Origin of the sequence: Argonema galeatum A003/A1, from assembly GCF_023333595.1 — a bacterium.
Classification (GTDB): Bacteria; Cyanobacteriota; Cyanobacteriia; order Cyanobacteriales; family Aerosakkonemataceae; genus Argonema; species Argonema galeatum.
The window spans coordinates 17,603-42,308 of sequence record NZ_JAIQZM010000018.1 but is presented as its reverse complement, the minus strand read 5'-3'; the positions used below and the strand labels follow the sequence as shown (position 1 = coordinate 42,308).

The 24,706-nt window shown below is 45.2% G+C and carries 22 protein-coding genes; 8 read left to right on the top strand and 14 right to left on the bottom strand.

The genetic code is table 11. The features are described from left to right. Window positions 1-90 precede the first annotated feature (90 nt). Entirely contained in the window at window positions 91-666 is a 576-nt protein-coding gene (locus tag LAY41_RS18695) for a DUF4126 domain-containing protein (protein ID WP_249101309.1), read from the top strand. A 184-nt stretch (window positions 667-850) separates the two neighbouring features. Here LAY41_RS18695 and hemH read toward each other — a convergent pair whose 3' ends face one another. Then, window positions 851-2,014 carry a ferrochelatase gene (hemH, locus tag LAY41_RS18690; protein ID WP_249101306.1) on the bottom strand — a complete coding sequence of 388 codons (1,164 nt, stop codon included), beginning with the start codon at window positions 2,012-2,014 and terminating at the stop codon, window positions 851-853. Between the two features lie 112 nt (window positions 2,015-2,126). Here hemH and LAY41_RS18685 point away from each other — a divergent pair, with 112 nt between their 5' ends. Continuing rightward, window positions 2,127-2,750, top strand: coding sequence for a class I SAM-dependent methyltransferase (locus LAY41_RS18685; RefSeq protein WP_249101304.1), 624 nt, complete (start codon window positions 2,127-2,129; stop codon window positions 2,748-2,750). Window positions 2,751-3,002: 252 nt separating this feature from the next. On the opposite strand, the gene LAY41_RS18680 is transcribed toward LAY41_RS18685, so the two are convergent. Beyond that, window positions 3,003-3,389 carry a YceH family protein gene (locus LAY41_RS18680; RefSeq protein ID WP_249101302.1) on the bottom strand — a complete coding sequence of 129 codons (387 nt, stop codon included), beginning with the start codon at window positions 3,387-3,389 and terminating at the stop codon, window positions 3,003-3,005. A 285-nt stretch (window positions 3,390-3,674) separates the two neighbouring features. Here LAY41_RS18680 and LAY41_RS18675 point away from each other — a divergent pair, with 285 nt between their 5' ends. The 3 genes from LAY41_RS18675 to LAY41_RS18665 are packed head-to-tail and all read left to right on the top strand — an operon-like array spanning window position 3,675 to window position 5,289. After that, window positions 3,675-4,196 carry a DUF29 family protein gene (locus tag LAY41_RS18675; protein ID WP_249101298.1) on the top strand — a complete coding sequence of 174 codons (522 nt, stop codon included), beginning with the start codon at window positions 3,675-3,677 and terminating at the stop codon, window positions 4,194-4,196. A 25-nt stretch (window positions 4,197-4,221) separates the two neighbouring features. Continuing rightward, on the top strand, window positions 4,222-4,743 hold the full coding sequence (locus LAY41_RS18670) for a DUF29 family protein (protein ID WP_249101295.1): 522 nt from the start codon (window positions 4,222-4,224) through the stop codon (window positions 4,741-4,743). A 27-nt stretch (window positions 4,744-4,770) separates the two neighbouring features. Then, on the top strand, window positions 4,771-5,289 hold the full coding sequence (locus LAY41_RS18665) for a DUF29 family protein (RefSeq protein WP_249101292.1): 519 nt from the start codon (window positions 4,771-4,773) through the stop codon (window positions 5,287-5,289). A gap of 665 nt (window positions 5,290-5,954) precedes the next feature. On the opposite strand, the gene LAY41_RS18660 is transcribed toward LAY41_RS18665, so the two are convergent. From LAY41_RS18660 to gatB, 4 genes are all read right to left on the bottom strand, one after another. After that, on the bottom strand, window positions 5,955-7,271 hold the full coding sequence (locus tag LAY41_RS18660; RefSeq protein ID WP_249101288.1) for a serine/threonine protein kinase: 1,317 nt from the start codon (window positions 7,269-7,271) through the stop codon (window positions 5,955-5,957). Between the two features lie 251 nt (window positions 7,272-7,522). Beyond that, window positions 7,523-8,422, bottom strand: a complete 900-nt coding sequence (locus LAY41_RS18655) for an Rpn family recombination-promoting nuclease/putative transposase (RefSeq protein ID WP_249101286.1) — start codon at window positions 8,420-8,422, stop codon at window positions 7,523-7,525. A 151-nt stretch (window positions 8,423-8,573) separates the two neighbouring features. After that, window positions 8,574-9,815: a bifunctional ornithine acetyltransferase/N-acetylglutamate synthase gene (argJ, locus tag LAY41_RS18650; RefSeq protein WP_249101283.1), complete on the bottom strand. Its 1,242-nt coding sequence runs from the start codon at window positions 9,813-9,815 to the stop codon at window positions 8,574-8,576. A gap of 526 nt (window positions 9,816-10,341) precedes the next feature. Continuing rightward, entirely contained in the window at window positions 10,342-11,826 is a 1,485-nt protein-coding gene (gene gatB, locus LAY41_RS18645; protein ID WP_249101280.1) for an Asp-tRNA(Asn)/Glu-tRNA(Gln) amidotransferase subunit GatB, read from the bottom strand. Between the two features lie 229 nt (window positions 11,827-12,055). On the opposite strand from gatB, the gene LAY41_RS18640 reads away from it, so the two are divergent. Next, complete coding sequence (locus tag LAY41_RS18640; RefSeq protein WP_249101277.1) at window positions 12,056-12,388, top strand: helix-turn-helix domain-containing protein; 333 nt, start codon at window positions 12,056-12,058, stop codon at window positions 12,386-12,388. Then, complete coding sequence (locus tag LAY41_RS18635) at window positions 12,301-12,942, top strand: IS630 family transposase (protein ID WP_249101274.1); 642 nt, start codon at window positions 12,301-12,303, stop codon at window positions 12,940-12,942. Before LAY41_RS18640 ends, LAY41_RS18635 begins: the two co-directional genes overlap by 88 nt. A 261-nt stretch (window positions 12,943-13,203) precedes the next feature. Here LAY41_RS18635 and LAY41_RS18630 read toward each other — a convergent pair whose 3' ends face one another. The 8 genes from LAY41_RS18630 to galT all read right to left on the bottom strand — a co-directional run bounded on the left by LAY41_RS18630 (window position 13,204) and on the right by galT (window position 23,752). Next, the gene (locus LAY41_RS18630; RefSeq protein ID WP_249101271.1) at window positions 13,204-13,623 is read right to left on the bottom strand and encodes a TFIIB-type zinc ribbon-containing protein; all 420 of its coding nucleotides are present in this window, start codon (window positions 13,621-13,623) and stop codon (window positions 13,204-13,206) included. Beyond that, window positions 13,620-13,961: a VanZ family protein gene (locus tag LAY41_RS18625; protein WP_249101268.1), complete on the bottom strand. Its 342-nt coding sequence runs from the start codon at window positions 13,959-13,961 to the stop codon at window positions 13,620-13,622. Before LAY41_RS18625 ends, LAY41_RS18630 begins: the two co-directional genes overlap by 4 nt. 277 nt (window positions 13,962-14,238) lie before the next feature. Continuing rightward, window positions 14,239-16,005 (bottom strand): adenylate/guanylate cyclase domain-containing protein, encoded by a 1,767-nt coding sequence (locus LAY41_RS18620; RefSeq protein WP_249101265.1) that lies wholly within the window; start codon window positions 16,003-16,005, stop codon window positions 14,239-14,241. Window positions 16,006-16,317: 312 nt separating this feature from the next. Next, window positions 16,318-18,963 carry an alanine--tRNA ligase gene (gene alaS, locus LAY41_RS18615; RefSeq protein WP_249101260.1) on the bottom strand — a complete coding sequence of 882 codons (2,646 nt, stop codon included), beginning with the start codon at window positions 18,961-18,963 and terminating at the stop codon, window positions 16,318-16,320. Window positions 18,964-19,837: 874 nt separating this feature from the next. Continuing rightward, window positions 19,838-20,062 (bottom strand): AbrB/MazE/SpoVT family DNA-binding domain-containing protein, encoded by a 225-nt coding sequence (locus tag LAY41_RS18610; RefSeq protein WP_249101257.1) that lies wholly within the window; start codon window positions 20,060-20,062, stop codon window positions 19,838-19,840. Window positions 20,063-20,394: 332 nt separating this feature from the next. Continuing rightward, window positions 20,395-21,465: a galactokinase gene (galK, locus tag LAY41_RS18605; protein WP_249101254.1), complete on the bottom strand. Its 1,071-nt coding sequence runs from the start codon at window positions 21,463-21,465 to the stop codon at window positions 20,395-20,397. Window positions 21,466-21,472: 7 nt separating this feature from the next. Then, window positions 21,473-22,597 carry a M24 family metallopeptidase gene (locus tag LAY41_RS18600; protein WP_338023018.1) on the bottom strand — a complete coding sequence of 375 codons (1,125 nt, stop codon included), beginning with the start codon at window positions 22,595-22,597 and terminating at the stop codon, window positions 21,473-21,475. 24 nt (window positions 22,598-22,621) lie between these two features. Beyond that, on the bottom strand, window positions 22,622-23,752 hold the full coding sequence (gene galT, locus LAY41_RS18595) for a galactose-1-phosphate uridylyltransferase (protein WP_249101251.1): 1,131 nt from the start codon (window positions 23,750-23,752) through the stop codon (window positions 22,622-22,624). A gap of 205 nt (window positions 23,753-23,957) precedes the next feature. Between galT and LAY41_RS18590 the strand changes: the two genes are divergently transcribed. Beyond that, the gene (locus tag LAY41_RS18590) at window positions 23,958-24,680 is read left to right on the top strand and encodes a pentapeptide repeat-containing protein (RefSeq protein WP_249101248.1); all 723 of its coding nucleotides are present in this window, start codon (window positions 23,958-23,960) and stop codon (window positions 24,678-24,680) included. Window positions 24,681-24,706: the final 26 nt, after the last annotated feature.

Here is a 24,706-nt window from a genome sequence, read left to right as displayed (position 1 = left end):
GCTCTTATGCTTGTTAAACAGTACAACCTCCAGGCCAAAATGGTTAAACTTAAGAAACATTAAGTTAAAGTCAGGCATCCCGCGAGGTTTATGATTGAACTCCTAGCCGCACTCTCTGCTGCTGCTGCGGTGGGAGTGGGGAGAATTGCCCTGCCCCTCCTGTTGATTGGCCTTTTGCAGGGGAATAATCTCTGGTCTCGCGTACCGATTCTATCTTTAATTCATCCACAGGTAGTGGTGGGAATCCTCACCAGCTGGTCGTTATTCGAGTTGTTTGCTTCCAAAAAGCTATTAGGGCAGCGCATACTGCAAATTTTCCATCTCTTGTTTAGCCCTATTGTGGGGGCGATTATGGGGGTTGCTGTTGCCGAGGCCACCGACGCTCCCGGTTGGTTAATTATATTAGTTAGTGTAGTGGGTGGGTTGTTGGCGCTTGTGCTGCAACTTGTCCAAGTCGGGTGGTTTTTTCGATTGCGGGGCTTACCCCTGTGGGCTGTTTTTGCCCAAGATGCCTTGTGTGTGGTACTGGTACTTTTAGCTTTTGATGCGCCCAGACAGGGAGGCTTAATTGCGATGCTCCTGCTGTGGTTAGCAATTCGCAGCTCTGGTGAATGGTATAGTTGGTATAGCAAAAGTCAAAAGTCAAAAGTCAAAAGTCAAAAGTGAAATGCTTGCTGTGAATTGGTTCTGGCGTTTTAGGATGTCCTAATAGCCTGCGTAAATAAACTGAACACCCAGAAACCCGGTTTCTCAAAGAAACCGGGTTTCTAAGGGCAAGGCAGTTTTACGTTTAATTATGCCCACCTATTTACCTTTCAATCCAAAATCCAAAATCTAAAATCCAAAATTTCTACAGCAGTCCGATTAGATGTAGAGGCCCGTGACTGGTGAGCAGTTCCAACACTAGGTCAATACAGATAATCATTGCTATACGACCGTTCCAAACTTCAGCAGATGGAGTTATCCCCCATTCCCAACGCTCTTGCGGGTACATCTTGACTTGCTTCTTGAGTTGTGTTACTTCGGAAAGCTTTACACTGGGAGAGTTGAGGGCTTCGACGACTAGATCTGCTAGGGCATCAATAAATACAGGATTGGTATCGAGGGCGGGTACGCGGCGGAAGTTGTGAATGCCAGATTCCTCAGCTAGTTCGCGGTACTCCATATCAATTTCTTGCAGGGTTTCGATATGCTCAGAGACAAAGCTGATGGGCACTACTAGCAAATCTTTGACTTCTTGGGCGGCAAGTTCTTTAATAGCGTCTTCAGTGTAGGGTTTGAGCCATTCTACTGGGCCGACCCGACTTTGGTAAGCCAGTGTGTGGGGATTGGGTCGATTCAGCGTCTCCATGATTCGGACTGTGCAGTCCTCTATTTCTTGCTGGTAGGGGTCGCCAGCTTCTTCTACGTAGCTTACGGGGACGCCGTGGGCGCTAAAGAAGAGCGTAACTTCATCGGGATTGTCAAAGCGATCGAGTTCTTGGGTTATCAGCTGCGACATTGCTTGCAGGTAACCGGGTTCCTGATACCAGGAACGAATGACGGTGTAGTCAACGGGGCCCAGGGAGGGGTCTTCTTGCCAAATCTTTTCCAAAAGGCGGAAGCTGGAACCGCTGGTGCTGATGGAGAATTGGGGGTAGAGGGGGAGGATAACCAGACGATCGACGCGATCGCGTTTCATCCGTGCGATCGCTTCTTCCGTGAAAGGATGCCAGTACCGCATCCCTATGTAGACACTTGCTGGTTGTCCTTTTTGCTCCAAATGTTCTTCCAAGGCATGAGCCTGGGCTTCTGTAACGCGGCGTAGAGGAGATCCACCCCCAATTTGGCTATAATTTTCTTGGGATTTCTTGGCTCGCAGTGTAGAGATGAGCCATGCCAGGGGTTTTTGTAACCAGGGAAACGGCAGCCGAATGATTTCCGGGTCGGAAAATAGGTTAAACAGAAAGGGACGGACATCCTCCAGTTGATCCGGTCCGCCCAAGTTAAGTAGTAAAACCCCAGTACGCCCCATAACTATTACAGTTTCCCAATGTTTTCAGATTCGTTACCGATTTTAATAATATATCTTGTTTATTGGCTTCAATTAGCACCAAGGAATACACAATTTCAGGAGAAGTTAGGCCGTGGCCACTATTTTAAGGGATTGGAGCTATCAATATCAGTGGTTGTACGATGGGATTTCTCGTCTTGCTGCCGTTAGCGTCGGTGGAGAGGGGCGATTCCGCCAGTTAGCTTTGCAAGGTTTGACCATCCTTCCAGATACCAAGGTACTAGACCTTTGTTGCGGTAGCGGTCAGGCAACCCAATTTCTGGTGCAATACTCCCAGAATGTGACGGGATTGGATGCCTCACCTTTATCGCTGAAGCGGGCGCGACTGAATGTTCCATCTGCTCAGTATACCGAAGCTTTTGCCGAGGATATGCCGTTTGCAGACAATTCTTTCGATCTTGTGCATACCAGTGTGGCGATGCACGAAATGCAGGCTGATCGATTGCGACAGATTCTCAAAGAGGTTTATCGGGTGCTGAAACCGGGTGGGGTGTTTGCGCTGGTGGATTTTCACGCGCCGACGAATCCGCTATTTTGGCCGCCGATATCGTTATTTTTGTTGTTGTTTGAGACGGAAACGGCATGGAACTTGCTGAAAACCGATTTGCCTGGGTTGTTGGCGGAGATTGGGTTTCGAGAAAAGGAGCAGATTTTGTATGCGGGTGGGAGTTTGCAGACGATAAAGGCAAGGAAATGAACTGTAGAGGCACAGAGGGGGGCAGAGGGGCAGAGGGGCAGAGGGGCAAAACGAACAATTCTGACGCAAGAAGGATTTGATATCGGAAAATTATTCAATAGCCGTCTCTTATCTGCGTTTATCTGCGTTTATCTGCTTTCATCTGCGGTTAAAAATCTTTAAAACTGACTTTTCGGATAGGCTCTAAAGGTGCCAACTACGGAAATGCGCCTACTCTGTGGCGCAACATCTCCTTTCATTGTACAGTTATTCCTACCTTCCGCTTTGTTGTCTCTTCAATTGTGCAACTTGTGCTTCTAGTGCTTTTACTCGTTCCTTGAGTTCTATCACGAGGGTAGCGAGTCTAGAGAACATTGGGTCTTGAGATGCGGTTTGCCTGTTTACTCTAGGGGTAGCGCGTGGCGGTAGGGGTGCTGGTGTTGGTCTGGCTATTTCCACTCTGGGAAAGTCCGCACGGTTGGTGAGTCGATTTAACTGGGACTCGATGCGATCGATTTGCGATCGCAATTGAAAGTTATCTGATTCTACTCTAGAAAGACGGGATTCTAGGTATCCTGTCGATTGAGCCAGTGTAAGACGGGGTAGGATGGCGATTCCCAAAATAAAGGCGAGGCAAAGGATCGCGATTTTCTTGAGCATTTTGGATGCTCCCAGTTAAGATAAGTAGCGTTTTCCTAATTAAAATTTTGATATGTACTTCTACATTAACGCAGTTATTCAAACGCAGGACTAATGCTGGCGGCATATTGGGCGCTCTGTCTGCGGTAGGATATACAAGAGCTTATCTTAGCTCAACTTTAATTATTAGGATAAAAAGTGTGATTCGCTGACGCGATAGCTTCGCTTCACGCGCAGATTGCCGTAGGCATATCGATCCTCCCGCTTCTGAATGGTATAATTTACTTACAAGTGGTGGCGATAATTATGACTCAAGAACTCATCGATTTAAGAAAAAGCATTATGGAAGGACGTTACGCAGATGCTTTATTAATTGTTGATGAATTAGAAGGAATGAGCAAACAGGCAATTCTGCGTAATATTCAATCCTATTTAAGGATTCTGCTAATCCACTTGATTCTTAATCAAGTTGAGCAACGATTAACCAGTTCGTGGGCTGCTTCTATTCGCAATCCACTTGTGGAAATTAAAAAACTGAATCTCAAGGATAATAAAACATCCCAGCACATCAATTCGGATGAATGGGATACTTGGCTCGAAGAGGAAATCGAGTCAGCAATTCGCGACGCGAGTTCGGAAGTGCTGGATGGGATATATAATGAGTTTCAACTTACTGAAATGGTGGATAGAACCCAGGTAATTCAGAACGCTCAAAAATTATTGACTCTGACATATTCCCATTCAGCTAAGGATTTACCCGCAGTGGTAGCTGAAAATTTAACTCAGTTACCTGGCGGGGAAGATTGGAAATTGAATCGGCAAAAATAATAGTGAAATAAACAGTGGGAAACTTATGACTCAAGAATTGATAGATTTGAAAACCAGCATTGTAGAAGGACGTTACACAGATGCTTTAGTAATTGTAGATGAGCTAGAGGGGATGAGCAAACAGGCGATTCTGCGTCAGATTAAATCCTTCTTAAGAGTTTTGGTGATTCATTTGATTAAAAATCAAGTAGAGCGACGATTAACTGGTTCGTGGGCTAATTCAATTCGCTTTTCCATTCGAGAAATTAAAGATCTGAATCTTAAGGATAATAAAACGTCGTATTACATTAAGCCTGATGAATGGGAGAATTTGCTAGATGAGGAAATAATTGAGGATGCGATCGCTTTAGCAAGTGAAGAAGTATTGAATGGAGCATACAGCCAATTACAACTTTCAGAAATAGTCGATCGAACTCAAATACTCCAGATTTCTCAGAAATTATTAGCCTTAACATATTCCCATTCAGCCAAGAAATTACCCACCTTTTTAGCTGATAATTTAATTCAGTTACCAGGTGGGCAAGATTGGATCGAGAGACAGAAATAAAATAGCAAAAAAGGAATTGCAAAAATTATGACTCAAGAACTAATAGATTTAAGAACTAGCATTATCGAGGGACGTTACGCAGATGCTTTGACAATAGTTGATGAGTTAGAGGGAATGAGCAAACAGGCGATTCTGCGTAATATCCAATCTTTTTTAAGGATTCTGCTGATTCATTTGATTAAAAACCAAGTTGAACAGCGATTAACGAATTCATGGGCTAATTCAATTCGGAATTCAGTTAGAGAAATTAAGAAACTGAATTTGCAAGATAACAAAACCTCTTACTATGTTAAAATAGATGACTGGGAATCAATGCTTGACGATGAATTGGAGGAAGCAATTTGTTTAGCTAGTGAGGAAGTCAGGGATGGATGTTACAGTCCTTATCAGCTTTTGGATTTAGTTGATAAAGAACAGATTATGGCGATTGCCAAAAGTTTGTTGTCTCTCACTTACGATTACTCGGTAAAAGAGTTATCTTCAGTGGTTAATAATGATTTGACTCTGCTTCCGGGTGGGGAAGATTGGAAAGCTGGGAGGCGATGATACGACTCTTGACAGTAGGGGCGTTCGCGTAGCGTGCCGGAGGCATTAGCATTCGGGTAGTAAATCTTCGGTTTTAACCAATAAATTATATGCCCGAATGCTTCGCCCCTACCCAGATTTATGGCTTAACCGACGAGAGCGGTTGCTATACTACAATTTGCATGATTTTTCGTTTATATAGCCATTATATCTGCTAACAGACCCGCCTGGGAATCAATTCCCAGGCTAATAGCGAAAGTCCTCTGAAGAGGACTGAATATTTCTATTTGGAGTTTAGACTATTAGACTTAAGAAACCGGGTTTTTTAGCAAAGATTTCGGTTTTGGGGTAGGGTTAATTGCGAAAAACCCGGTTTCTGACTTTGGGCAAGATTTGGATATTTTTAACCACAGATGAACACAGATGAACACAGATGTGGATGTAGATTTTTTGCTATGCAGATGATGGTTGTTTTTGATTGGTTTTTGGGATAGTCTTTCAGTCCTCTGAAGAGGACTTTTGCTATTAGCCTTGAAATTGATTTCAAGGCGGGTGAATGCGTTGGTGCAAGATCTCAATGATTGTTTTGAGAAAAGCGAAACCTATCGCATTTGTTGGGTTTCGTACCTCAACTAAGCGGACAAAATCGCGCCCCATTGCCAACCTCAACGAAGGGTAGTACAATTTTATCGAATTATCATATATATCTGATACGCCAACCATCCTAAACCCAGTCCTAACCAAGAAGTTCCAAGCACGATTAGAAATGTGTGAAACTTGCTGAAGGGCTTGAATAACATTTCCAAAGTCAAAGCCAAAACCGTAGCCAAAGCCCAACCCAAAGCCAAAGCCAAAGCCCAACCCAAAGCCCAAGCCGAAGCCCAACCCAAAGCCAAAGCCAAAGCCAAAGCCCAAGCCAAAGCCAAAGCCCAAGCCAAAGCCAAAGCCCAAGCCCAATCCAAATCCAAAGCCAAAGCCCAAGCCCAAGCCCAAACCCAAGCCCAAGCCAAATCCAAAGCCAAAGCCCAAGCCCAAGCCCAAGCAAAAGCCGAAGCCCAAGCAGAAGGTGCTGAAAAGAAACCTAAAACTGCATAAGCTAACAAAACTCCTGTTAGCCAACCCCAAGGAATCGTTCTTTGTTTTTTCGGCGGTAAACTAACCTCCACAGTGCGATTCGCCACTTCCAACAACTTCAACCATTCCTGCATCGACTGAGGACGGTTTTTCGCTTCCAACTCCATCCCCTTGAGAATTGCCCGATTTAACTCATCGCTAATATCAGCGTGTTGCTTAGGTTTAATCAATCCGACATTATTCAACTTCCGATCCAAAGAAGATGTCGGACATTTACCAGTTACCGCATAATATAAAGAAGCTGCCAAACAGTACACATCAACCGTTAGTTCCCGACTTCCCATCATCTGTTCGTAAGGCGCAAAAGCGAGATTGCCAAAATGCTTGGAACTTTCGACAGTTTGCAGAATTTCCCCAGCAATGCCAAAATCAATCAAAATTGCTTTACCATCTCTCTGCACCATAATATTGCCAGGGTGAGCATCCCGATGCACCAGTCTCGCTTTATGTACCACCGTCAAAGCTTCCCCAATTTGTCGCAGATACTCCACCGCTTCTGTGGGAGGTAACGCCCCTCGCCGCCGCACCAAATTAAACAAACTCTCCCCTGGTACAAAATCCATTACCAGGCAGTATATCCCCCCCTCTTCAAACAAATCCCTGACGCGCACGATATTGGGATGCTTCTGTTCAGAGAGTTTTTCCAGTCGCCGCCCTTCCTCCACGAATCGCTGCAAATATTTCGGGTATTCGGCGTCATTTTTCAGCCTTTCGTTGGGCGTTTTAATCACGATTAACTGTTGCAGCAGCGTGTGTCGTGCTTGATAGGTAATCCCGAAACCGCCTTCTCCCAGGATTTTCTCGATAATATACTTACCATTCTGCAACCGCTGACCTGCTGCCCAAACCATGTCGCGCTTTCCAGACACTTTGGTTTATTGTGACACAGGATGAGAAAATTGTAGTAACGCACCAATACTGTTCGGATAAGCAGCAGAATAGAAACCCGGTTTTTTGAACAATACCCTCGCCATTTCTTTGTAGGTTGGTTTGAGGAACGAAACCCAACGAATTTGCCCTAGTTTCGTTCCTCAACCCAACCTACGAATCTGTTCGGATAAGCACCAGAATAGAAACCCGGTTTTTTCAAAAAACCGGGTTTCTAACCTCACACTGATGGTCAAATTTCACTTACTCGATAAATTTGGCGCACCTCTTCCAAACTATTCGCCGTCTTGAGTCTTTCCTGAATTGCCTTCAATACATTCACATCCGAAATCTGAGATATTTCCGGCAATAGCTGTAATCCCTCACTACCGAATTTTAGCTCCAAACCAAATTCAATAGCTGACAAGATTCCTTGCTGTAAACCTTGTTGTAAACCTTGTTGTAAACCTTGCTGCAATCCTCGTTGTTCTCCTTCCCTCCAAATCTCTTGATACCAAGGCGATTCTCGTAAAACAGCCATATCCCACCTCATAATTTGCTGGACTAAACGAGTTTCCAATACAAAGGTAGCAAAAAAAGCTAATAGGTTTTCCAACTCATTCAACTGTTCATCAGCACGTAAAAGTTGGACTGCTTGCTGCACTACTGCTTCCTCACTACCGCCTCTCAGCACTGGTACAAAGGGAAGCAAAGATGTTAACTGTTGTTGAAAAACTGTTTGGGCATCTACTTCCCAGAGATTAATTACGCGATACTCCTGAGTTGCTCTTAATCCGAAAACCTGCGATTCATAGCCTCTAGCTATAACCACTCCCGGTGTTGGTTGCAAAATATTAATCAGTACCGGGTAGACTGGCAAGTTGTATCGCTCCTCTGCCAGTGCTGCATAAGCTCGCATTCGTAAAGGCATCCGATTATTGTAGCGCAATTGGATCTCGTTCAGCACTAAAAACTCGCCGATTTGTGGACTGTAGGCTTTTACTATTACATCGCCCTCCCGACTAATCCACTGGAACTCAGAGGTAAGAATATCTCGCGCTGTTATATTGGGGGACTGCGTTACCCATTTCACCCAAGCATCGGGTGCTAAACTAATTAAACGTTTGCTACCGATATCTGCTGATTTAGTCATTTGTCATTTGTAAAAGTGAAGCATTCGGAACTATAAATTTGGAGGATATGCGCCGTCCATAAAAAGGTTTGCACAAGGTAATCCAGCCTACAATTTAATTTTAGTCAGTAGTCGATCGCAACGAACAACTGACTACTGACTACCATCCAATTTACGTTGTATACTCGGCGTTAATTTTCACGTAGTCGTAAGTCAAATCGCATCCCCAAGCTTTACCAAAACCACCTCCATTGCCAATACTTACTGAAATTAAAACGGTATCTTCTTTCAAATAAGCACCAGCTGCTGCTGTTTTCAAATAGGCACTAGCAGCAGATCGATCGAATGCTAAAGGTTGTCCGTTTTCCATTAGTAAGAAATTACCTAATTTGATTTGCAAATTTTCTTGATCGAACGAGACACCAGCACGTCCCGCCGCTGCTGCAATTCTTCCCCAGTTGGGGTCGCGACCGAAAATAGCTGATTTAACTAGAGATGAACCGGCGATCGTTTTGGCAACTTGACGCGCCGCTTTGTCATCAGTTGCGCCAGAAACTACTACTTCAACGAGACAGGTGGCACCTTCGCCGTCCCGTGCGATCGCTTTTGCCAAATGCTGACAAACTGCTGTTAACATGGCCTCCAACTTTTCTGCTTCTGGGCCCATTTCGGTAATCGCGGGTGTGCGAGATTGTCCGTTAGCCAAAGCAATTAAGGTGTCGTTGGTACTGGTATCGCCGTCAACAGTAATTTGATTGAAGCTTTTATCGGCGGCGCGACTCAACATTTGCTGCCACAGGGAAGGAGAAACTGCTGCATCACAAGTTACAAAAGATAGCATTGTCGCCATGTTGGGATGAATCATACCCGAACCTTTGGCAATTCCCCCGATTCGGACTGGGCGATCGTGCATCATTGTTTCTAGGGCGATCGATTTTGGCACTAAATCTGTGGTGACGATCGCCTTTGCAGCTGAATCGCCTCCCGTTTCCGATAAGGCGGCGACAAGTTCAGGAATTCCTGCTTTCAGCACATCCATCTTAATCCGCTGACCGATGACTCCGGTAGATGCTAGCAAGATAGAGTCTGAGGGAATATTCAGTATTTGAGCTAAATTTTGGGCGCATTCGATCGCATCAATCCAACCTTGGGAACCTGTGGCGGCGTTCGCTTGTCCAGCGTTGCAGAGAATAGCGCTGGCACCTGGTTTAGATTGCAGGCGCTGACGGCAGTAATCCACTGGCGCGGCGCGTACAACAGAGGTGGTGAATACTCCAGCTGCGATCGCCTCCACATCCGACACAATCAAAGCCAAATCCGGTAATCCCGAAGCTTTCAGTCCAGCCGTAATCCCCGCCGCACGATACCCCCTGGGTGCTGTCACGCTACCGCTGATTTCCTGCCATTCTGTCATAACTTTCCCCTCCAGCCTTTTGCTTTCCAGGGGGGATCATACCATTTTAGATTTTAGATTAAAGATTTTAGATTTTAGATTAAAGAATTGAATAAACTCTTGCTGTGAGCGATTTTCAGTCAATTCAACCCATGCTTGTGTAATATCGCTTCCGTTTACATACTCCCCCTAAGACCGCGCCTGGGGGAGTGGGGGAGCTTGAACAGAGCTTCTTTGCATATTTTCTACGATACTGTGACTACCTAAACGGAAATGATATAACGCCTTATGGTATCGATCGCTAATTATCTAACTGAGAAAAAGCTCCCCCTCTCCATTCTTTACTTTTGACTTTTGACTTTTGACTTTTGACTTCCGCGTAGCGGCACTAGCCCCTCAAAAAAAAAAAGGGGAGTCGCTTGGATGGACGACTCTCCCGATCATCAGGGTGCATCTACATACACGATTATAACGGTATAGGGGTGAGGGGTGACACCCCCTATTGTAATTTCTTGGTGAAGTCTAGCCCCTTTTTATAAAGTTGAGACTAAGATTTCAACTTTTGGGCCAGAAGTTGGTTGGTCAGCTGGGGATCGGCTCGACCGGAGGTTTTCTTCATCACCTGTCCGACAAAGAAGCCCAGCAGCTTGGTTTTGCCGTTGCGGTACTGTTCTAGCTCTTTAGGATTTGCCGCCAAGATTTCATCGATGATGGTTTCTAGAGCTACAGTATCCGAGATTTGGGTTAATCCCTTGCGATCGATCAGTTCCTTAGCCGAACCACCACTAGAGAACAACTCCGGTAGAATATCTTTGGCAATCTTGCCGCTGATGGTTCCTGTTTCAATCAGAGAAATCAGTTCAGCTAAGGTGTCCGGTTTGAGGGCAATTTGGGCGATGCTGAGTTTTTCGTTGTTGAGGTAGGCACTGATATCGCCCATCACCCAGTTAGCCGCTTGCTTGGAATTGGCACCAGCGGCGACAGTGGCTTCAAAATATTCGGACACTGAGCGATCGTCTGTCAGTACCCGCGCATCGTAGGCAGAAAGGCCCAATTCACTTTCATAGCGGTGTCGTTTCTGCGCCGGGAGTTCTGGCAATTCCGACTTCCACTTCTCTAGCTGCTCAGATGACACCTCAATGGGAGCCAAATCGGGTTCGGGGAAGTAGCGGTAATCGCTGGAACCTTCCTTAATCCGCATACTGATAGTGCGTTGACTGCCTTCCTCCCACAGCCTAGTTTCTTGCACAATCCGCTCACCGGCTTCTATGGCTTGAGTTTGCCGATCGATCTCGTAATCGATCGCCCTTTGGATGGCATTAAAGGAGTTCATATTCTTAATCTCTACCTTCGTGCCAAACTCTTTTCGTCCCACCGGACGCACGGAGATATTCACATCGCAACGCAGGGAACCTTCCTGCATATTGCCGTCGCTGACACCCAAATAGCGCAGAATGCGGCGCAATTCTTGGGCATATTCAGCAGCTTCTAGGCCCGATCGCATATCCGGTTCTGAGACAATTTCTACTAAAGCTACACCTGTGCGGTTGAAGTCTACCAGAGAGTAAGTAGAACCCGAAAGGCGATCGCTACCCGCGTGAACCAACTTTCCCGCATCTTCCTCCATGTGCAGGCGAGTGATACCAATCTTTTTGCGACTAACTTTACCCGCTTCATCCACCAATTCAACTTCCAGCCAACCATGCTCGGCAATAGGCAGGTCGTACTGAGAAATTTGGTAATTTTTAGGCAAATCGGGATAAAAATACTGTTTGCGGTCAAATTTGCTATAGGGTGCAATCTCAGAGTTGAGGGCTATCCCAGCTTTGACGGCGTACTCCAGTACCTTCTCATTGAGTACTGGCAACACTCCCGGCATACCCATGCAAATTGGGCAAACGTTCTGGTTTGGGCGACTGCCAAATTCGGTAGAACAATTGCAGAAAATCTTAGTGTCGGTACTAAGCTGACAGTGGGTTTCTAAACCGATGACGGCTTCGTACTGAGTTTTAACTGGTGTAGCGGTTGTCATGAGCTAACAAATTGAGGCATAGCAATAATCAATCTGCTTCTATTTTAACTTTTTGCAGACAAGCTACAGATGTAGAGAGGTTTCATGAAACCTCTCTACATCTGTAGTAACATACAGCGCTTTGCGCTGTTATGAGGTACAATAAAATATCATTTTGTAGCCAAAGGTAATGAAAGCGTATTCGGTTGAGTTTCGCAAAAGAATAGTGATAGCCCATTTGGTAGAAAAGATGTCAATCAGGAAAGTAGCTACCCAATTTGCTGTCAGTACAAGTTTAGTCCAAAAGTTGGTGAATCTTCAACGAACAGAAGGAAATTTACAGCCCAAACAAACGGGAAAACCACAATTTAGCCACCTGACCAATGCGGAACCAGAAATCAAAGCATTAGTAGCAGAACATCCAGATGCAACATTAGCAGAATTATGTGAATTATTTGCTTCTAAAACCGGAAATTGGGTGAGTCAGTCGGCCATGTGCCGCTATTTACAAAAATTAGGCTTAAATCGCAAAAAAAAACCTGGTACAGCAGCCAAGCGGCGACAGAAAGAGTCCGAAAATTGAGAGTTGAGTATTGGGAAAAAATCAAACATATTCAGCCAGAAAATCTCGTATTTTTGGATGAAACTGGCATTCTACTAGGGTTGACCAGAACTCATGCTCGTTCCTATCCAGGCACAAGAGTAACCGAACTAAAACCATTTTATCGGGCTGCTAAAGTGACAGCTATTGGCGCAATTAGTATTAATAAAGTGCTGGCATTAATGACAATGAATGACTCAATGGATGGCAAAGCATTTGCTGTATTTATTGAAAAGTTTTTATGTCCTCAGTTATGGCCGGGAGCGGTAGTAGTCATGGATAATTTACCCGCCCATAAACTAGCATCTATTGAGCCTATGATTCAAGCTGTAGGTGCAAGTGTTATTTGTTTATCTCCCTACTCTCCAGATTTTAATCCCATTGAACTCTGGTGGTCACAACTCAAATCTTTTTTGCGTAAATTCGCTCCCACTAACACCTTGATGGTTGACAGAATCATCAAGGTAGCTCTCCATTTAATCAATCCTCAACATTTGAGAAATTGGTTCGCTCGTTGCTGCTATTGTACCTCATAACAGCGCAAAGCGCTGTAAGTTGCTAGTTATAAGGTACGTTGTTGCGCTTTAGCGCTCTTTGAGCGCTAAAGCGCAACAACGTACCCATTATATGAAACCAACGTCTCTACACCAGAGGGTGTTCATTTGTAGCAGAAATAAATCCAAACTATATAACATAGTAGCTGGAACAAAGCAAGCAAAATTTCTGAAGAGTTTATTTAGTTGAGCGGTCTTTTCTGAATTTGGCGATCGCAGCTTTCCCCCATCTTTGTTTCCAGGTTACCTTTCCAGTCCGTATTCCTGTAAAATTTCGGAAAAATATTGTTCTGCCGCCGCTTCTTTGGCTGTCTCAGAACTAAACTCACTCCTGATTTTAGCCAATTCCCCACTGTCTAACCAAAAACCTCCACACTTAGGACATTCATCAACTAAAACCTGTCTTTTGACGCTAAAAAAGTGGCGCATCATCACAACATTTATGCACCTGGGGCAACGCCGCTTTTTATTTTCATCGACTTCGATATGTTCATTTTTGGGAATTGCCAGAAGAATTTCCCCAGCTGACTCGTGTGGTTCGTCAACCTTTTGAAGTTCAAATCTGTCAAACCAAACTCCGCCGCAACCGCCTTCACAAGCATCAACCGTTATACTTCCAGCAACTATCTGGGTTAACTGATTTTCACAAGCAGGACATTTCATGATTTTTCCTCACCTAGTGACTTTTGCAATTTTACTCGTTCTGCTAATAAATAAAAGATCGCGATGCCCACCCAATCAGCTGCTAGATCGTAAAAACTAGCACTTCGGTTAGGTGAAAGTGTCTGGAGCAGCTCATCAGCTATACAACTAATTGCCACTAGAAGTGGAGCCAGCGGTATTAAAATAGACCAGACAGAAATTTTTCGTTTGTTTAGGGCTAGATGAGCGAAGAAGGCTGCCATACCTAACAATATAAAATGGCCTATTGTATCGTAATAAGGGATGGTGGAGGATTTAACGGGGAGAACTTTCAAGTATGCTGAGATAGATATCGTCATTAAAAGAGCAAGGTAAAACCAAAAAGCAAAAATCCAGCATTTCTTTGAGGATTTCAACCAGGAAAAGTTCATATTTGTTGAGTCTGCTGATAAGTTACCTACAGCTACAAAGACAAATGAGATGATTCCTGAAATTCTGGCTGTTTCGGAGTTGTGATGCTTTTGTTCAAAAAATCACATTTTCATGTTTCTGCTCCTCTGCTCCTCTGCTCCTCTGCCCCTCTGCTCCTCTGCCCCTCTGCTCCTCTGCCCCTCTGCCCCTCTGCCCCTTCTTCCCCTAGCCCCTAGCTATAGCTTTCTTGGCAACGAGTAGATAAACGGTCATGTCTCCTTTGCCTTTTACCTGGATTACACCCCGGTTTTCAAAATCGAACTTGTCCTTTAAACACTTGTAAGTTGCTTCTGTCATTTGAATACCGCCTGCCACACCATGAGATTCCATGCGGCTAGCAGTGTTAACAGTGTCACCCCACAAATCGTAGATAAACTTTTTGATACCTATGACTCCGGCGACAACAGGCCCGGTGTTGATGCCAATTCGGATACTGAAATCTACGTTATTTGCAACGTTGAATTGCTTGATTGCCTCCTGCATATCAAGGGCCATTTCAGCGACCGCTACGGCGTGATCGGGCCGTGGTTTGGGCAAGCCTCCAACCACCATATAAGCATCGCCTATTGTTTTAATTTTTTCCAACCCATGCAGTTCAACCAGTCGGTCAAATGCGGAAAATATTTGGTTAAGTAAGCTTACCAGTTCAACCGGAGATGTCCGAGCTGCCAGTTTGGTAAAACCAACGATGTCAGCAAATAGAACAGTGGCTTCGGGGAAGCTATCGGCAATGATAGATTCTTCTTTTTTCAACCGCTCTGCAATTGCTGATGGCAATATATTTAGCAGTAGGTGTTCGGCTTTTTCTTGTTCCGATTTCAGTTGTTTTAAAGAAAATTCTAATGTTTCTAGCATCCAGTTAATTGTCCCTCCCAGACTGGACAATTCATCTTCTCCAGCGCTGGATACGCGCAAGGAAAGATCGCCGCTTGTACCAATGCTTTTGACTCCATCGCTGAGACTAGCCAACCGCGACAAAACCATTTTTTCTAATAGCAATAGATTGCCAATCCCAAACACAAAACCTGCTCCCAGGAGTGATAATAGGAGATAAATTAGGCTAGCTTTTCCTTGGTTGTAAATAATTCTTGGGAATTGCACTTCCATTAGTAAAGCGGGTTTGCCGTAGATATCCTTCAATATGGTATAACCTGCGATCGCATTTTCATCTAGCGGTCGGACGAGAATCTTCCCATTTTGGATTTGGGATTTGGGATTTGGGATTTCTCCCAGTTCCTTTTGCTTCTCTTTTTCTGCCAAGGCGGTAGTCATTGCCTGTAAGTTGGGAGGTAGCTGTACATTATTTAAATTATGGATAGTTATAGATAACTGGGTCAAAGTGGCTAAACGCTTGATTTCGTCAGCGTTTAAGTAGCGTCCCATGACCAGCGTGCCGCGAATTGGGCCGTTGAATTTGTTGGTGACGATCGGATGAGAGGCAATCAGCAATGGCCCTTCTGGTAATATAACGATTCCCTCATGACTGGTTTTTGGTGTAGCGTGTTGCACTAAAAGGCTGCTAGCTGTCAAATGCTGTTGCAGTCCCTTTGATACGGGAATCCCTTTCTGATACTTGAAATCGAAGCCTCTGCTGAAAACCGTTTGACGGTCAGAGTTGATTAATAGGGTTGTGTTAAGCTTAAAATCTGATAAAGTCTGTTTAGAAAGATTCGTTTTGAGATAGCGTTTGTTGCTATCCGCCATGAAGTTGTAGGTGTCGTCCCAAGCACCTAACTGGCGAACCAAGACGCTCAAGTTGCTAGCATCCTCATCCAAGGCATCTAAGGCACGTTTCACTCCCTGGGTAGTGTAATCTACCTCCAAGTCTTGGGTATGCTTCATGAGATGGATGTATGCGGTGGCATACAAAACCCCAACTAGCCCTACCAGGCTTAGACCAATAACCAGCAGTGTCTTTTGACGCAGTTTCATGAAATTAGTAAAGGTAATTTCAAATTTAAGATTTGAGGTTGTAGATGAATTTAATTTAAAATACGGCCAAACCCTGAGCGCATCCTGCAAAAAAAGTTGGGTGCGTTAACGCAGTGTAACGCACCCAAAAGTTATTGTCATACCAAATCCGGGTTATTTACCCCCTTTATAGTGTGAAGTGTAGGGGTGAAGCATTGCGGCAATAAGTGTATTCCCCTAACCAAAGCCTTTCTACCGCAATGCTTCACCCAACTTATGGATAACGGGGGTTTTTATCCCGGATTTGGTATCAGGGATTAGCAATGTCCAAATTTACGTTTGTAAACTGTCAAGCAACTGAGTGCGAGCTATTTCTAAGGCTTCTTGTAACTTGCTGGGGTCGCGTCCGCCAGCTTGAGCTAGGTTGGGTCGTCCGCCACCGCCGCCACCGCAAATTTTAGCGATCGCACCAATAAATTTTCCAGCTTGTAACCCTTTTTTGTTGACATCTGGACTAAAAAGTGCTACAAAATTTACTTTTTGTGCTTCAGGAACTGACGCTAATACTACAGCAGCTAACCCGTGTTTTTGCTGTAATCTTTCTGCGGCTGTTTTGAGGGATTCGGCGTCAACATCTCCCAGCTGTGCAACGAGGATTTTGTAATCGCCAACTGTCTCGACTTGTGATAGGAATTGGTCGGATTTGGCGATCGCAAGTTCTGCTTTCAGTGCGTCTAATTGTTTCTGAGTTGATTTTAGTTCGTTTTGCAGATTGTTGATGCGATCGGGCAATTCTTCTGGTTTGGCTTTAAAAATGGCGCTAAGTTCTTTCACCACTTTATCTCGCACGTTCAAGTATTCCAAAACAGATGGCCCAGCGACTGCTTCAATGCGTCTTACTCCCGAAGCTACACCCGATTCGGAAATAATCTTGAAAACGCCTATTTCAGCAGTGTTGCTGACATGAGTTCCCCCGCAAAGTTCCATCGAAACGCCGGGAAAATCCAGCACTCGCACTTCATCGCCGTATTTTTCGCCAAACATAGCGATCGCACCTTTTGCCTTCGCTTCAGCCAGCGGTAAAACTTCTATTGTAGCAGCGTGTGCTTCCGCTATCCAAGTATTAACTTGTTCCTCAACTTGTTGCACTTCTTCTCCTGTTAATGCACGCGGACAATTGAAGTCAAAACGCAGTCTGTCAAAGGCAACCAAGGAACCAGCTTGGGATATCGAATCATCGACTATTTTCTTCAACGCCGCTTGCAATAAGTGAGTTGCGGTATGATTAGCTTGGGCGCGACGACGACAAGATTTGTCAATTTGGGCGGTGACGGGATCTCCTACGCGCAATGTACCGCGTTCGATGCGTCCGAAATGTACGAAGAAATCCGATTCTTTTTTGACATCTTCAATTCGGATTAAAATGTCATCGCCACTAATGTAACCGCGATCGCCTATTTGTCCGCCCGATTCCGCATAAAATGGCGTCTTATCTAAAACGATTTGCACCTGTGTTCCCGCTTCCGCTTCTTCTCCCGATTTGCCATTTACGAGTATTGCTTCGACAACGCTTTGACTGACAGGTTGGCTATAACCCAAAAATTGAGTAACTTGGATATTTTCGGCTAACTTATCGAGAGAACCTTGTACAGTTAAATCGATAGTTTCATGGGCTTCCCTAGCACGCTGCGTTTGTTCTTCCATCGCCGCTGCGTAGCCGATTTTATCTACAGTAAGTCCGTGTTCTTCGGCAACTTCTTCAGTTAGTTCTACTGGAAAACCGTAAGTATCGTAAAGAGTAAAGGCATCGCGTCCGTCGATTTGCGTTTTCCCTTGCTGTTTGAGGCGATCGAGAATTTCTTCCAGCAGTTTTTCGCCGCGTTCCAGCGTTTTGAGGAAGCGAGATTCTTCTCTTTGCAGTTCTGCTTTGATTTGCGCTGACCGTTGACGCACGTTGGGATAAGCAGATTCGGAAAGTTCGATCGCACTCTGGGCTACTTTAGTTGTAAATTCTCCCTCAATTCCAATCAGTCGCCCGTGACGCACAACGCGACGAATTAACCGCCGCAACACATAACCGCGACCCACATTTGATGCCCGAATTTCATCGGCGATCATGTGGACGACTGCGCGAACGTGGTCGCCAATTACTTTGAGAGAAACTTTGGTTTTCTCATCAGCTCGATCGTAATCAATCCCGGCAATTTCAGCCGCCGTTTTGATAATCGGGAAAATCAAGTCAGTTTCGTAGTTGTTCGGCACTTTTTGGAGGATTTGCGCCATCCTCTCCAAACCCATTCCAGTGTCGATGTTCTGGTTTTGTAGCGGCGTCAGTGCGCCGTTGGCATCCCGGTTGTACTGCATGAACACCAGGTTGTAGTACTCGATGAACCGGGTGCCATCTTCTAAATCGATGTTGTCGTCGCCCAGTTCTGGGTGGAAATCGTAGTAAATTTCCGAACAAGGGCCACAAGGGCCGGTGGGGCCAGACACCCAGAAGTTGTCCGCCTCTCCCATCCGTTGAATGCGATGCGCTGGGATACCGATTTTGTCTCTCCAAATGGCAAAAGCGTTGTCGTCTGACTCGAAGACGCTGACGATGAGGCGTTCTGGGGCCAATCCAAAGGTTTCCGTTGACAGTTCCCATGCCCACGCGATCGCTTGTTCTTTAAAATAATCTCCAAAGCTGAAGTTACCCAGCATCTCGAAGAAAGTGTGGTGTCTCGCCGTCCTACCCACATTCTCGATATCGTTGGTGCGGATACACTTCTGGGATGTGGTGGCGCGGGTAAATTCTGGTGTTCTCTGTCCGAGAAAGATGGGCTTAAATGGTAGCATCCCAGCGATCGTCAGCAGCACTGTCGGGTCTTCTGGCACTAGGGAGGCACTGGGCAGGATTTGATGCCCCCGCTGGGCAAAAAAGTCTAGGAATGTTTGGCGAATTTCGTTACCGCTGAGGTACTGGGGAGAGGAAGGCATGGATCTATATGGGAATCGTGTCGGTCAACATTCTAATTTTTACATTTTGTTGAGGACGCGGGGACTGGGGACTGGGGATTGGGGAGAATTACTAATGACTAATAGACCTCTCCAGAAATTAAAGGTGCGCTACCTGTAACCCTTGTAGAGACGTTGTATACAACGTCTCTACATTCTTTGAAAGGAGATGTCTAATCACCAATGACTAATCACCAATGACCAATGACCAATTACCAATTACTAAGTAGTGTAAAGACTCGTAAATTTCAGTTAAAACCTGTTCCCACCCAATAAATGTCATGTTAATTTAATAGTGGATACCAAAGAAAACAACCCAAAGGGTCAAGACAAGGTATCCCCGGTCAAAGACCCAGTTGCAGCAAAAACAAAAGGCATACCCATTAAGTGGCCAAACGCTCTTAATTGTAGAGCAAAGCCAAACCAACTGTCTGGTAAGACAAAATAATGCGAAAAGCCGTTATAGAAGGCTGCAATAATTGTCCACCTTAGTTAGTTAACTGTTCACTCTTCGTCCTAGTTTCTGACGATCGAGACTTGATAAATTCGACAATGCCGTTCTTGTGTGCCTAACCACCTTGGTTGGGCACACGGCGTTTTTGGTTATTAGTCTTTAGTCATTGGTCTTAGTAAAGATTATTTGGCAACAGACAACCGACAAATAATATCATGTCCTTACGCATCGGTTACCTAAAAAATTTGTGTTCTTATTCTTATCTGCGTTTATCTGCGTTCATCTGTCTTCATCGTTCGACTGAGCGCTCACGTCGAAGTCTGCGGTAAAAATTTAACCCCCGACGACAATAGAAAATTTAACGATATCACTCATGTGACTCTGGAACCCAACGAGGTTCTTTCATTTAGCTAACTCACGCAAAGCATTGCGGTAATTTTTGCGGGTTTGAGCAAATGCTTGCATCGCTGCCTCGAAATCTGGATCGTAAGCAGCGATCTGGAATCCATCTGCTGTTTCTGTTAAAAAAACGGTGTCTCCCTCTCCAACATTCAGCTTTTGCAAGACTTCTTTAGGCAAGGTTGCTCCTAAAGAATTACCGATTCGTCGAATCTTTAAGGCGTGCATAGTATAGCTAGGGGCTAGGGACTAGGGACTAGGGACTAGGGTCAGAAGGGTTTAGAATCCGCCAACGTTTGGTGGAATTCAGAATGTCCTAACCGACTTTCATCGGTTGCTATATCATCTTATGGGGACTGGGAATTTTTAATAGACCTCTCCAGAAATTAAAGGTGCGTTACCTGTAACCCTTGTAGAGACGTTGCATGCAACGTCTCTACATTCTTTGAAAGAAGATGTCTAATGGAGTAAGTATTTCCCAGAGCAATATAGTTTTAGTTAGTATTAATGTTATAACTAAAACTATACAAAATGTCAATTTTTTGTTTGCTGCTGATAGACTAACTGACTTGTGGAACTAGGATGCGTCCGTTGTTCCCGGCGCTGTTGTATCGTTGGAGTACGTCTATTGCGATCGCACTTCCCCTCCCAACTTCCACCAAAGCAACGCAAGCACCCCCAAAACCAGCACCAGTCAGTCTTGCGCCGAATACTCCCGGAGTTTCTTGCAACATCGCCACCAGCGTATCCAGTGCTGGTACGGAAACTTCGTAATCATCGCGCAAGCTAGCGTGAGAAGCATTCATCAATTCGCCAAAACGCTGTGCCGAAACTCCTTGCAAAGCTTCCAGAACTCGGTTATCCTCGGTGACAACATGACGAGCGCGACGCCGCAGCGGTTCGGGTAATTCTTCCACTATATTCGGATCGGTGATATCTCGCAAAGCTTTAACTCTCAGCAGATGTGCAGCTTCCTCACACTCGGCACGACGCTGGTTGTATCCGCTAGTTGCTAGAGTACGAGGTACACCGCTATCCATCACGACAATTTCTGCACCACTGGGGAAAGGCAAGACTTGACGCTCAAGCGTGCGGGTATCCAAAAATAGGATATGTTCGGTATCGGCTAGGCTTGACGCCATTTGATCCATGATGCCGCATTGCACGCCAGCATAAATAATTTCGGCTTGTTGTGCGAGTTGCGCGATTTGGATATCATCAATAGGGAGATCGAGGAGCGATCGCACTCCCCTCAGCGTCGCCACTTCCAAAGCAGCACTGCTAGACAAACCCGAACCTATAGGAACGGAAGATTTAACGTATACATTCAGAGGCGGTATTGTGTATCCTTCTTTCTCCAAAAGTTGCAGACAGCCAAAGATATAACTGGCGAACCCAGACGGCGTATGATTCGTTTCTAAAACTGTTACCCGTTCGTCTAAATTTTCAGAGTAGAAATGATGCTGTCCATCCATACTCAAACCCAATTGCACCGTCGTACTTTGGGGAATAGCCGTTGGCATCACGAAGCCATCATTGTAATCAGTGTGTTCGCCAAGTAGGTTAACTCGTCCTGTCGCACTGGCTTCTGTTTCTGGTATTTCAGCGAATATATGTTCAAAGTTTGTCATGGTTTCATTATCCAACCTCCAAAGGTAAAGGACGCAATCTTCCTTCAACCTCAACATTAGGCCATTTTGGATCTAAAGTCAGATTTTCTAACTCTCCATCCTTAAAAATCACAAAAGTATCTTCAATCTTGGCACCAGGTAAACTGGGATTCCACGCCACAGCCATATTTTCTGCCAGAGTATCGCTAGTAGAAGGAGTTGCCACAATTTCTCGCGCTAGATATCCGGTAGTTCCCCCCTGATGATGTTCGTGAATTGCATTCGGATATGCGTATTTTTGATAAGCTTGTTTGAACGCATCGTATATAGTATTAAGAGACGTTCCAGGTTGGCACAAATTCAGCGCTTCCGCTTCAATTTCGCGGAGATAAGCGTGCAATTTTGAGTGTTCCGGTTTCATCCCACCAAAAGAAACAAATCGGGTAAGATTTGCATACAAACCATATCCCCTAGCGCAAAACACCATCATCGCTTCCCCTCCGATCGGCTCCTTGCTGGGTGTAGCATGACGATAAAGTGGCAAACGCCTCTCGCCAGCTACCAAAGTCAGCGCCGGATGCAACCCCCTCGCCCACAACGCCTTTGCGCCCATACCTGCCAACTGGTATTCTGTCCATGTAGGCTTGGCTTTTGAAAGCACTTCTGTCATAGCTTCGCTGGCTAAACGCCCCACGCGGCGATATCGCTCCAATTCCCTTGGCATCATTACTCGTTTGTGCTTAAAAAGCGATAAAGGCAACGAACCTTCTTGGTTAGTAGTGCGATCGCTTAAAACCTTTCCCCCCTCCGTTACTTCCCGCACAAAAGATTCGCGGGCAGCAACATCTGCCCAAGGATGGATGTGCAACTTGAAATTTGCCGGAAGTTCCTCATCTTTTAAACGTTGGGCTTCAATTTCATCAGTCAAAACCCACGCATCCTCAGCAGTTACCAACACTTCCGCCACACCCGTTTCAGCTGTCAGCAACACCGTATTTGAACCACCAGCAGTCGCCCAAGCAAACCAATCTGTTCCCTTGAAACGGACACCCATCGCCCCAATCTTACTCACCGAGTTGCGGATTAACTCCAGCTTGGAGGATACTTCTTCGTTTACAGCATTCATGAAGGCACCGCCGTTTAGATTTGACAAAAGCAACTCATCTATGGTTAATATTCAATCTTCAGCAGCGGGATCTAACCTTAAATCCCGATCGGGAATTGAAACTATATTTACGACTACCGCCTGCAATTCCTTCGCCTTTTCTTCTGGAAGCGCATCATTAGCAAACATTCCTGCTGCCAATTCAGTTCCCGCCAGATATTTCAAACGATCTTTTGTCCGATAAGGTGGATAAAATTCTGCGTGCAGGTGTGCTTCTGGATGGGGATTGCCATCTGTAGGTGCTTGGAACCAAGCCATTAAATAAGGAAAAGGGCGATTCCACAAACCATCATACTTGAGAAGAACAGTTTTTAAAGCTTTGGCAACTGCTAGACGCTGCTTTTCGCTAAGATCTACAAAAGTAGCGACGGGTTGTATCGGGGCAACCCAAACTTCGTAAGGGTAACGGGCGCAGGCGGGGACGAAAGCAACTGCATCTTCATCTAAATAAATAATTCGCTGCTTATCTACAATCTCCTTTTGAATCAAATCTTCTAACAATCCCCGCCGATGTTCCTGATAATACCTCTGCTGCATCTCCAACATCTTTGCCGGAACCGATGGCACAAAGGGATATGCATAAATTTGCCCGTGGGGATGCAGCAAAGTTACTCCCATTTCCACACCTTTATTCTCAAAGGGCAATACATACTGAATTTGGGGAATTTCTCCCAGTATGCGGGTTCTGTCAGCCCAAACTTGCAATACCAATTCCAGATGATCCAGTGGCAGCGAACCCAGAGAAGCTTGCGGATCTTGAGTAAACACTACCACTTCGCAGGCACCGTTTGCCGGGATAGTTTCCACAACGCTAGCAGGCGGATTGTGTGCAGTCACCTTCATTGAGGGAAAGCGGTTATCAAAAACTGCCGCATCGTATCGTCCTTGGGGGAGTTCGGTGGGAAATTCAGGATCTTTGGTAGGTGCCAGGGGGTTATATTCGGGCGGCGGCATGAAGGTGCGCCCTTGACGATGACTGGCGTATGCAACCCATTCTCCCCGTAAGGGATGCCAACGCAGGTGTGGATTTGCTTGAATTGGCTCATTGCTGGGGCTGGGCGCTATAATTCCCTGTTCGATAGGATACCTGCTATATAAGGTGAGTTGGCGACCATCGGGTTTTAATAGTATCTGGCTGTACATCTTCGTTTAGCGATCGTCCGGCTTTAACTCTTGAAAGTATAGCTGCCCAGCTTTCTCGCTTGCCCCTACCTAGAGTCGCAGATGCGTATACGTAGCGTGGGCGGAAGGTGCATCTGTTCCACAGATTCCCTGAACTTCACAAGTTCTACACTTTTATGATGTAAGTTCAACTTACACACTTTAAAAAACTTGACGGTAAACAACAATGGATAAAACAGCTTTACTGAATAATATCACATCTGAGAAATCTTTCAACCGTATTAACTTGAGTAGCACCAACTTAAATAACGCCGACTTTAGTGGCTTTAATTTTCAAGAAGCCAATTTTAGTGGAAGCATACTTATTCAAGTAAATTTTTCCCAAGCCTATCTTAATGGAACCATACTCAATTACGCCGACTTAAGTTATGCCAATTTATCTCTATCTTATGCCCGCGAAACAGACTTTCGGGAGGCAAATCTATTTAAAGCAAAGCTGAATGAAGCTGATTTGATGCAAGCTAATTTCTGTTCGGCTTCCTTGTGGAAGGCTAAACTATATAAAGCTAACCTATGGGCAGCGTCTCTATGCGAAGCAGATTTGAGCGAAGCTGACTTAACCGAAGCGAAATTGATTGAAGCATCGCTGATTGGAGCAAATCTTTTCGCCGCCAATCTGAGTGGAGCAAAACTATGGGGGGCGAGGCTAGGAGAAGCTAATTTAACTCAAGCTAACTTGACTGGTGCAGATCTAAGTTGGGCAAATTTGAGCGGTGCCAATTTAACGGGGGCTGACTTGCGCGGGGCAACCCTTCATAATACCAATCTTACTGGTGCAAAGCTGGATAAAACTATCATGCCTGATGAAACTATGGAGGCAGAAAAGCCAGTAATATCATGCCAGTTTAATCACTTCCTTTATAATTTGCCGCTTTTTGTCCATAGTTAGACATAGTAGGTTGGGTTTCATTACCT

Bases quoted from the DNA above. Each gene is read 5' to 3' on its own strand.
- LAY41_RS18680 (WP_249101302.1), bottom strand. From the start codon at position 3,389: ATGCTCAAGAAAATCGCGATCCTTTGCCTCGCCTTTATTTTGGGAATC.
- gatB (WP_249101280.1), bottom strand. From the start codon at position 11,826: ATGACAACCGCTACACCAGTTAAAACTCAGTACGAAGCCGTCATCGGT.
- LAY41_RS18630 (WP_249101271.1), bottom strand. From the start codon at position 13,623: ATGAAATGTCCTGCTTGTGAAAATCAGTTAACCCAGATAGTTGCTGGA.
- LAY41_RS18695 (WP_249101309.1), top strand. From the start codon at position 91: ATGATTGAACTCCTAGCCGCACTCTCTGCTGCTGCTGCGGTGGGAGTG.
- hemH (WP_249101306.1), bottom strand. From the start codon at position 2,014: ATGGGGCGTACTGGGGTTTTACTACTTAACTTGGGCGGACCGGATCAA.
- LAY41_RS18655 (WP_249101286.1), bottom strand. From the start codon at position 8,422: ATGACTAAATCAGCAGATATCGGTAGCAAACGTTTAATTAGTTTAGCA.
- galT (WP_249101251.1), bottom strand. From the start codon at position 23,752: ATGTACAGCCAGATACTATTAAAACCCGATGGTCGCCAACTCACCTTA.
- argJ (WP_249101283.1), bottom strand. From the start codon at position 9,815: ATGACAGAATGGCAGGAAATCAGCGGTAGCGTGACAGCACCCAGGGGG.
- LAY41_RS18625 (WP_249101268.1), bottom strand. From the start codon at position 13,961: ATGACGATATCTATCTCAGCATACTTGAAAGTTCTCCCCGTTAAATCC.
- LAY41_RS18675 (WP_249101298.1), top strand. From the start codon at position 3,675: ATGACTCAAGAACTCATCGATTTAAGAAAAAGCATTATGGAAGGACGT.
- LAY41_RS18670 (WP_249101295.1), top strand. From the start codon at position 4,222: ATGACTCAAGAATTGATAGATTTGAAAACCAGCATTGTAGAAGGACGT.
- galK (WP_249101254.1), bottom strand. From the start codon at position 21,465: ATGACAAACTTTGAACATATATTCGCTGAAATACCAGAAACAGAAGCC.
- LAY41_RS18610 (WP_249101257.1), bottom strand. From the start codon at position 20,062: ATGCACGCCTTAAAGATTCGACGAATCGGTAATTCTTTAGGAGCAACC.
- LAY41_RS18590 (WP_249101248.1), top strand. From the start codon at position 23,958: ATGGATAAAACAGCTTTACTGAATAATATCACATCTGAGAAATCTTTC.
- LAY41_RS18620 (WP_249101265.1), bottom strand. From the start codon at position 16,005: ATGAAACTGCGTCAAAAGACACTGCTGGTTATTGGTCTAAGCCTGGTA.
- LAY41_RS18665 (WP_249101292.1), top strand. From the start codon at position 4,771: ATGACTCAAGAACTAATAGATTTAAGAACTAGCATTATCGAGGGACGT.
- LAY41_RS18640 (WP_249101277.1), top strand. From the start codon at position 12,056: ATGTCAATCAGGAAAGTAGCTACCCAATTTGCTGTCAGTACAAGTTTA.
- alaS (WP_249101260.1), bottom strand. From the start codon at position 18,963: ATGCCTTCCTCTCCCCAGTACCTCAGCGGTAACGAAATTCGCCAAACA.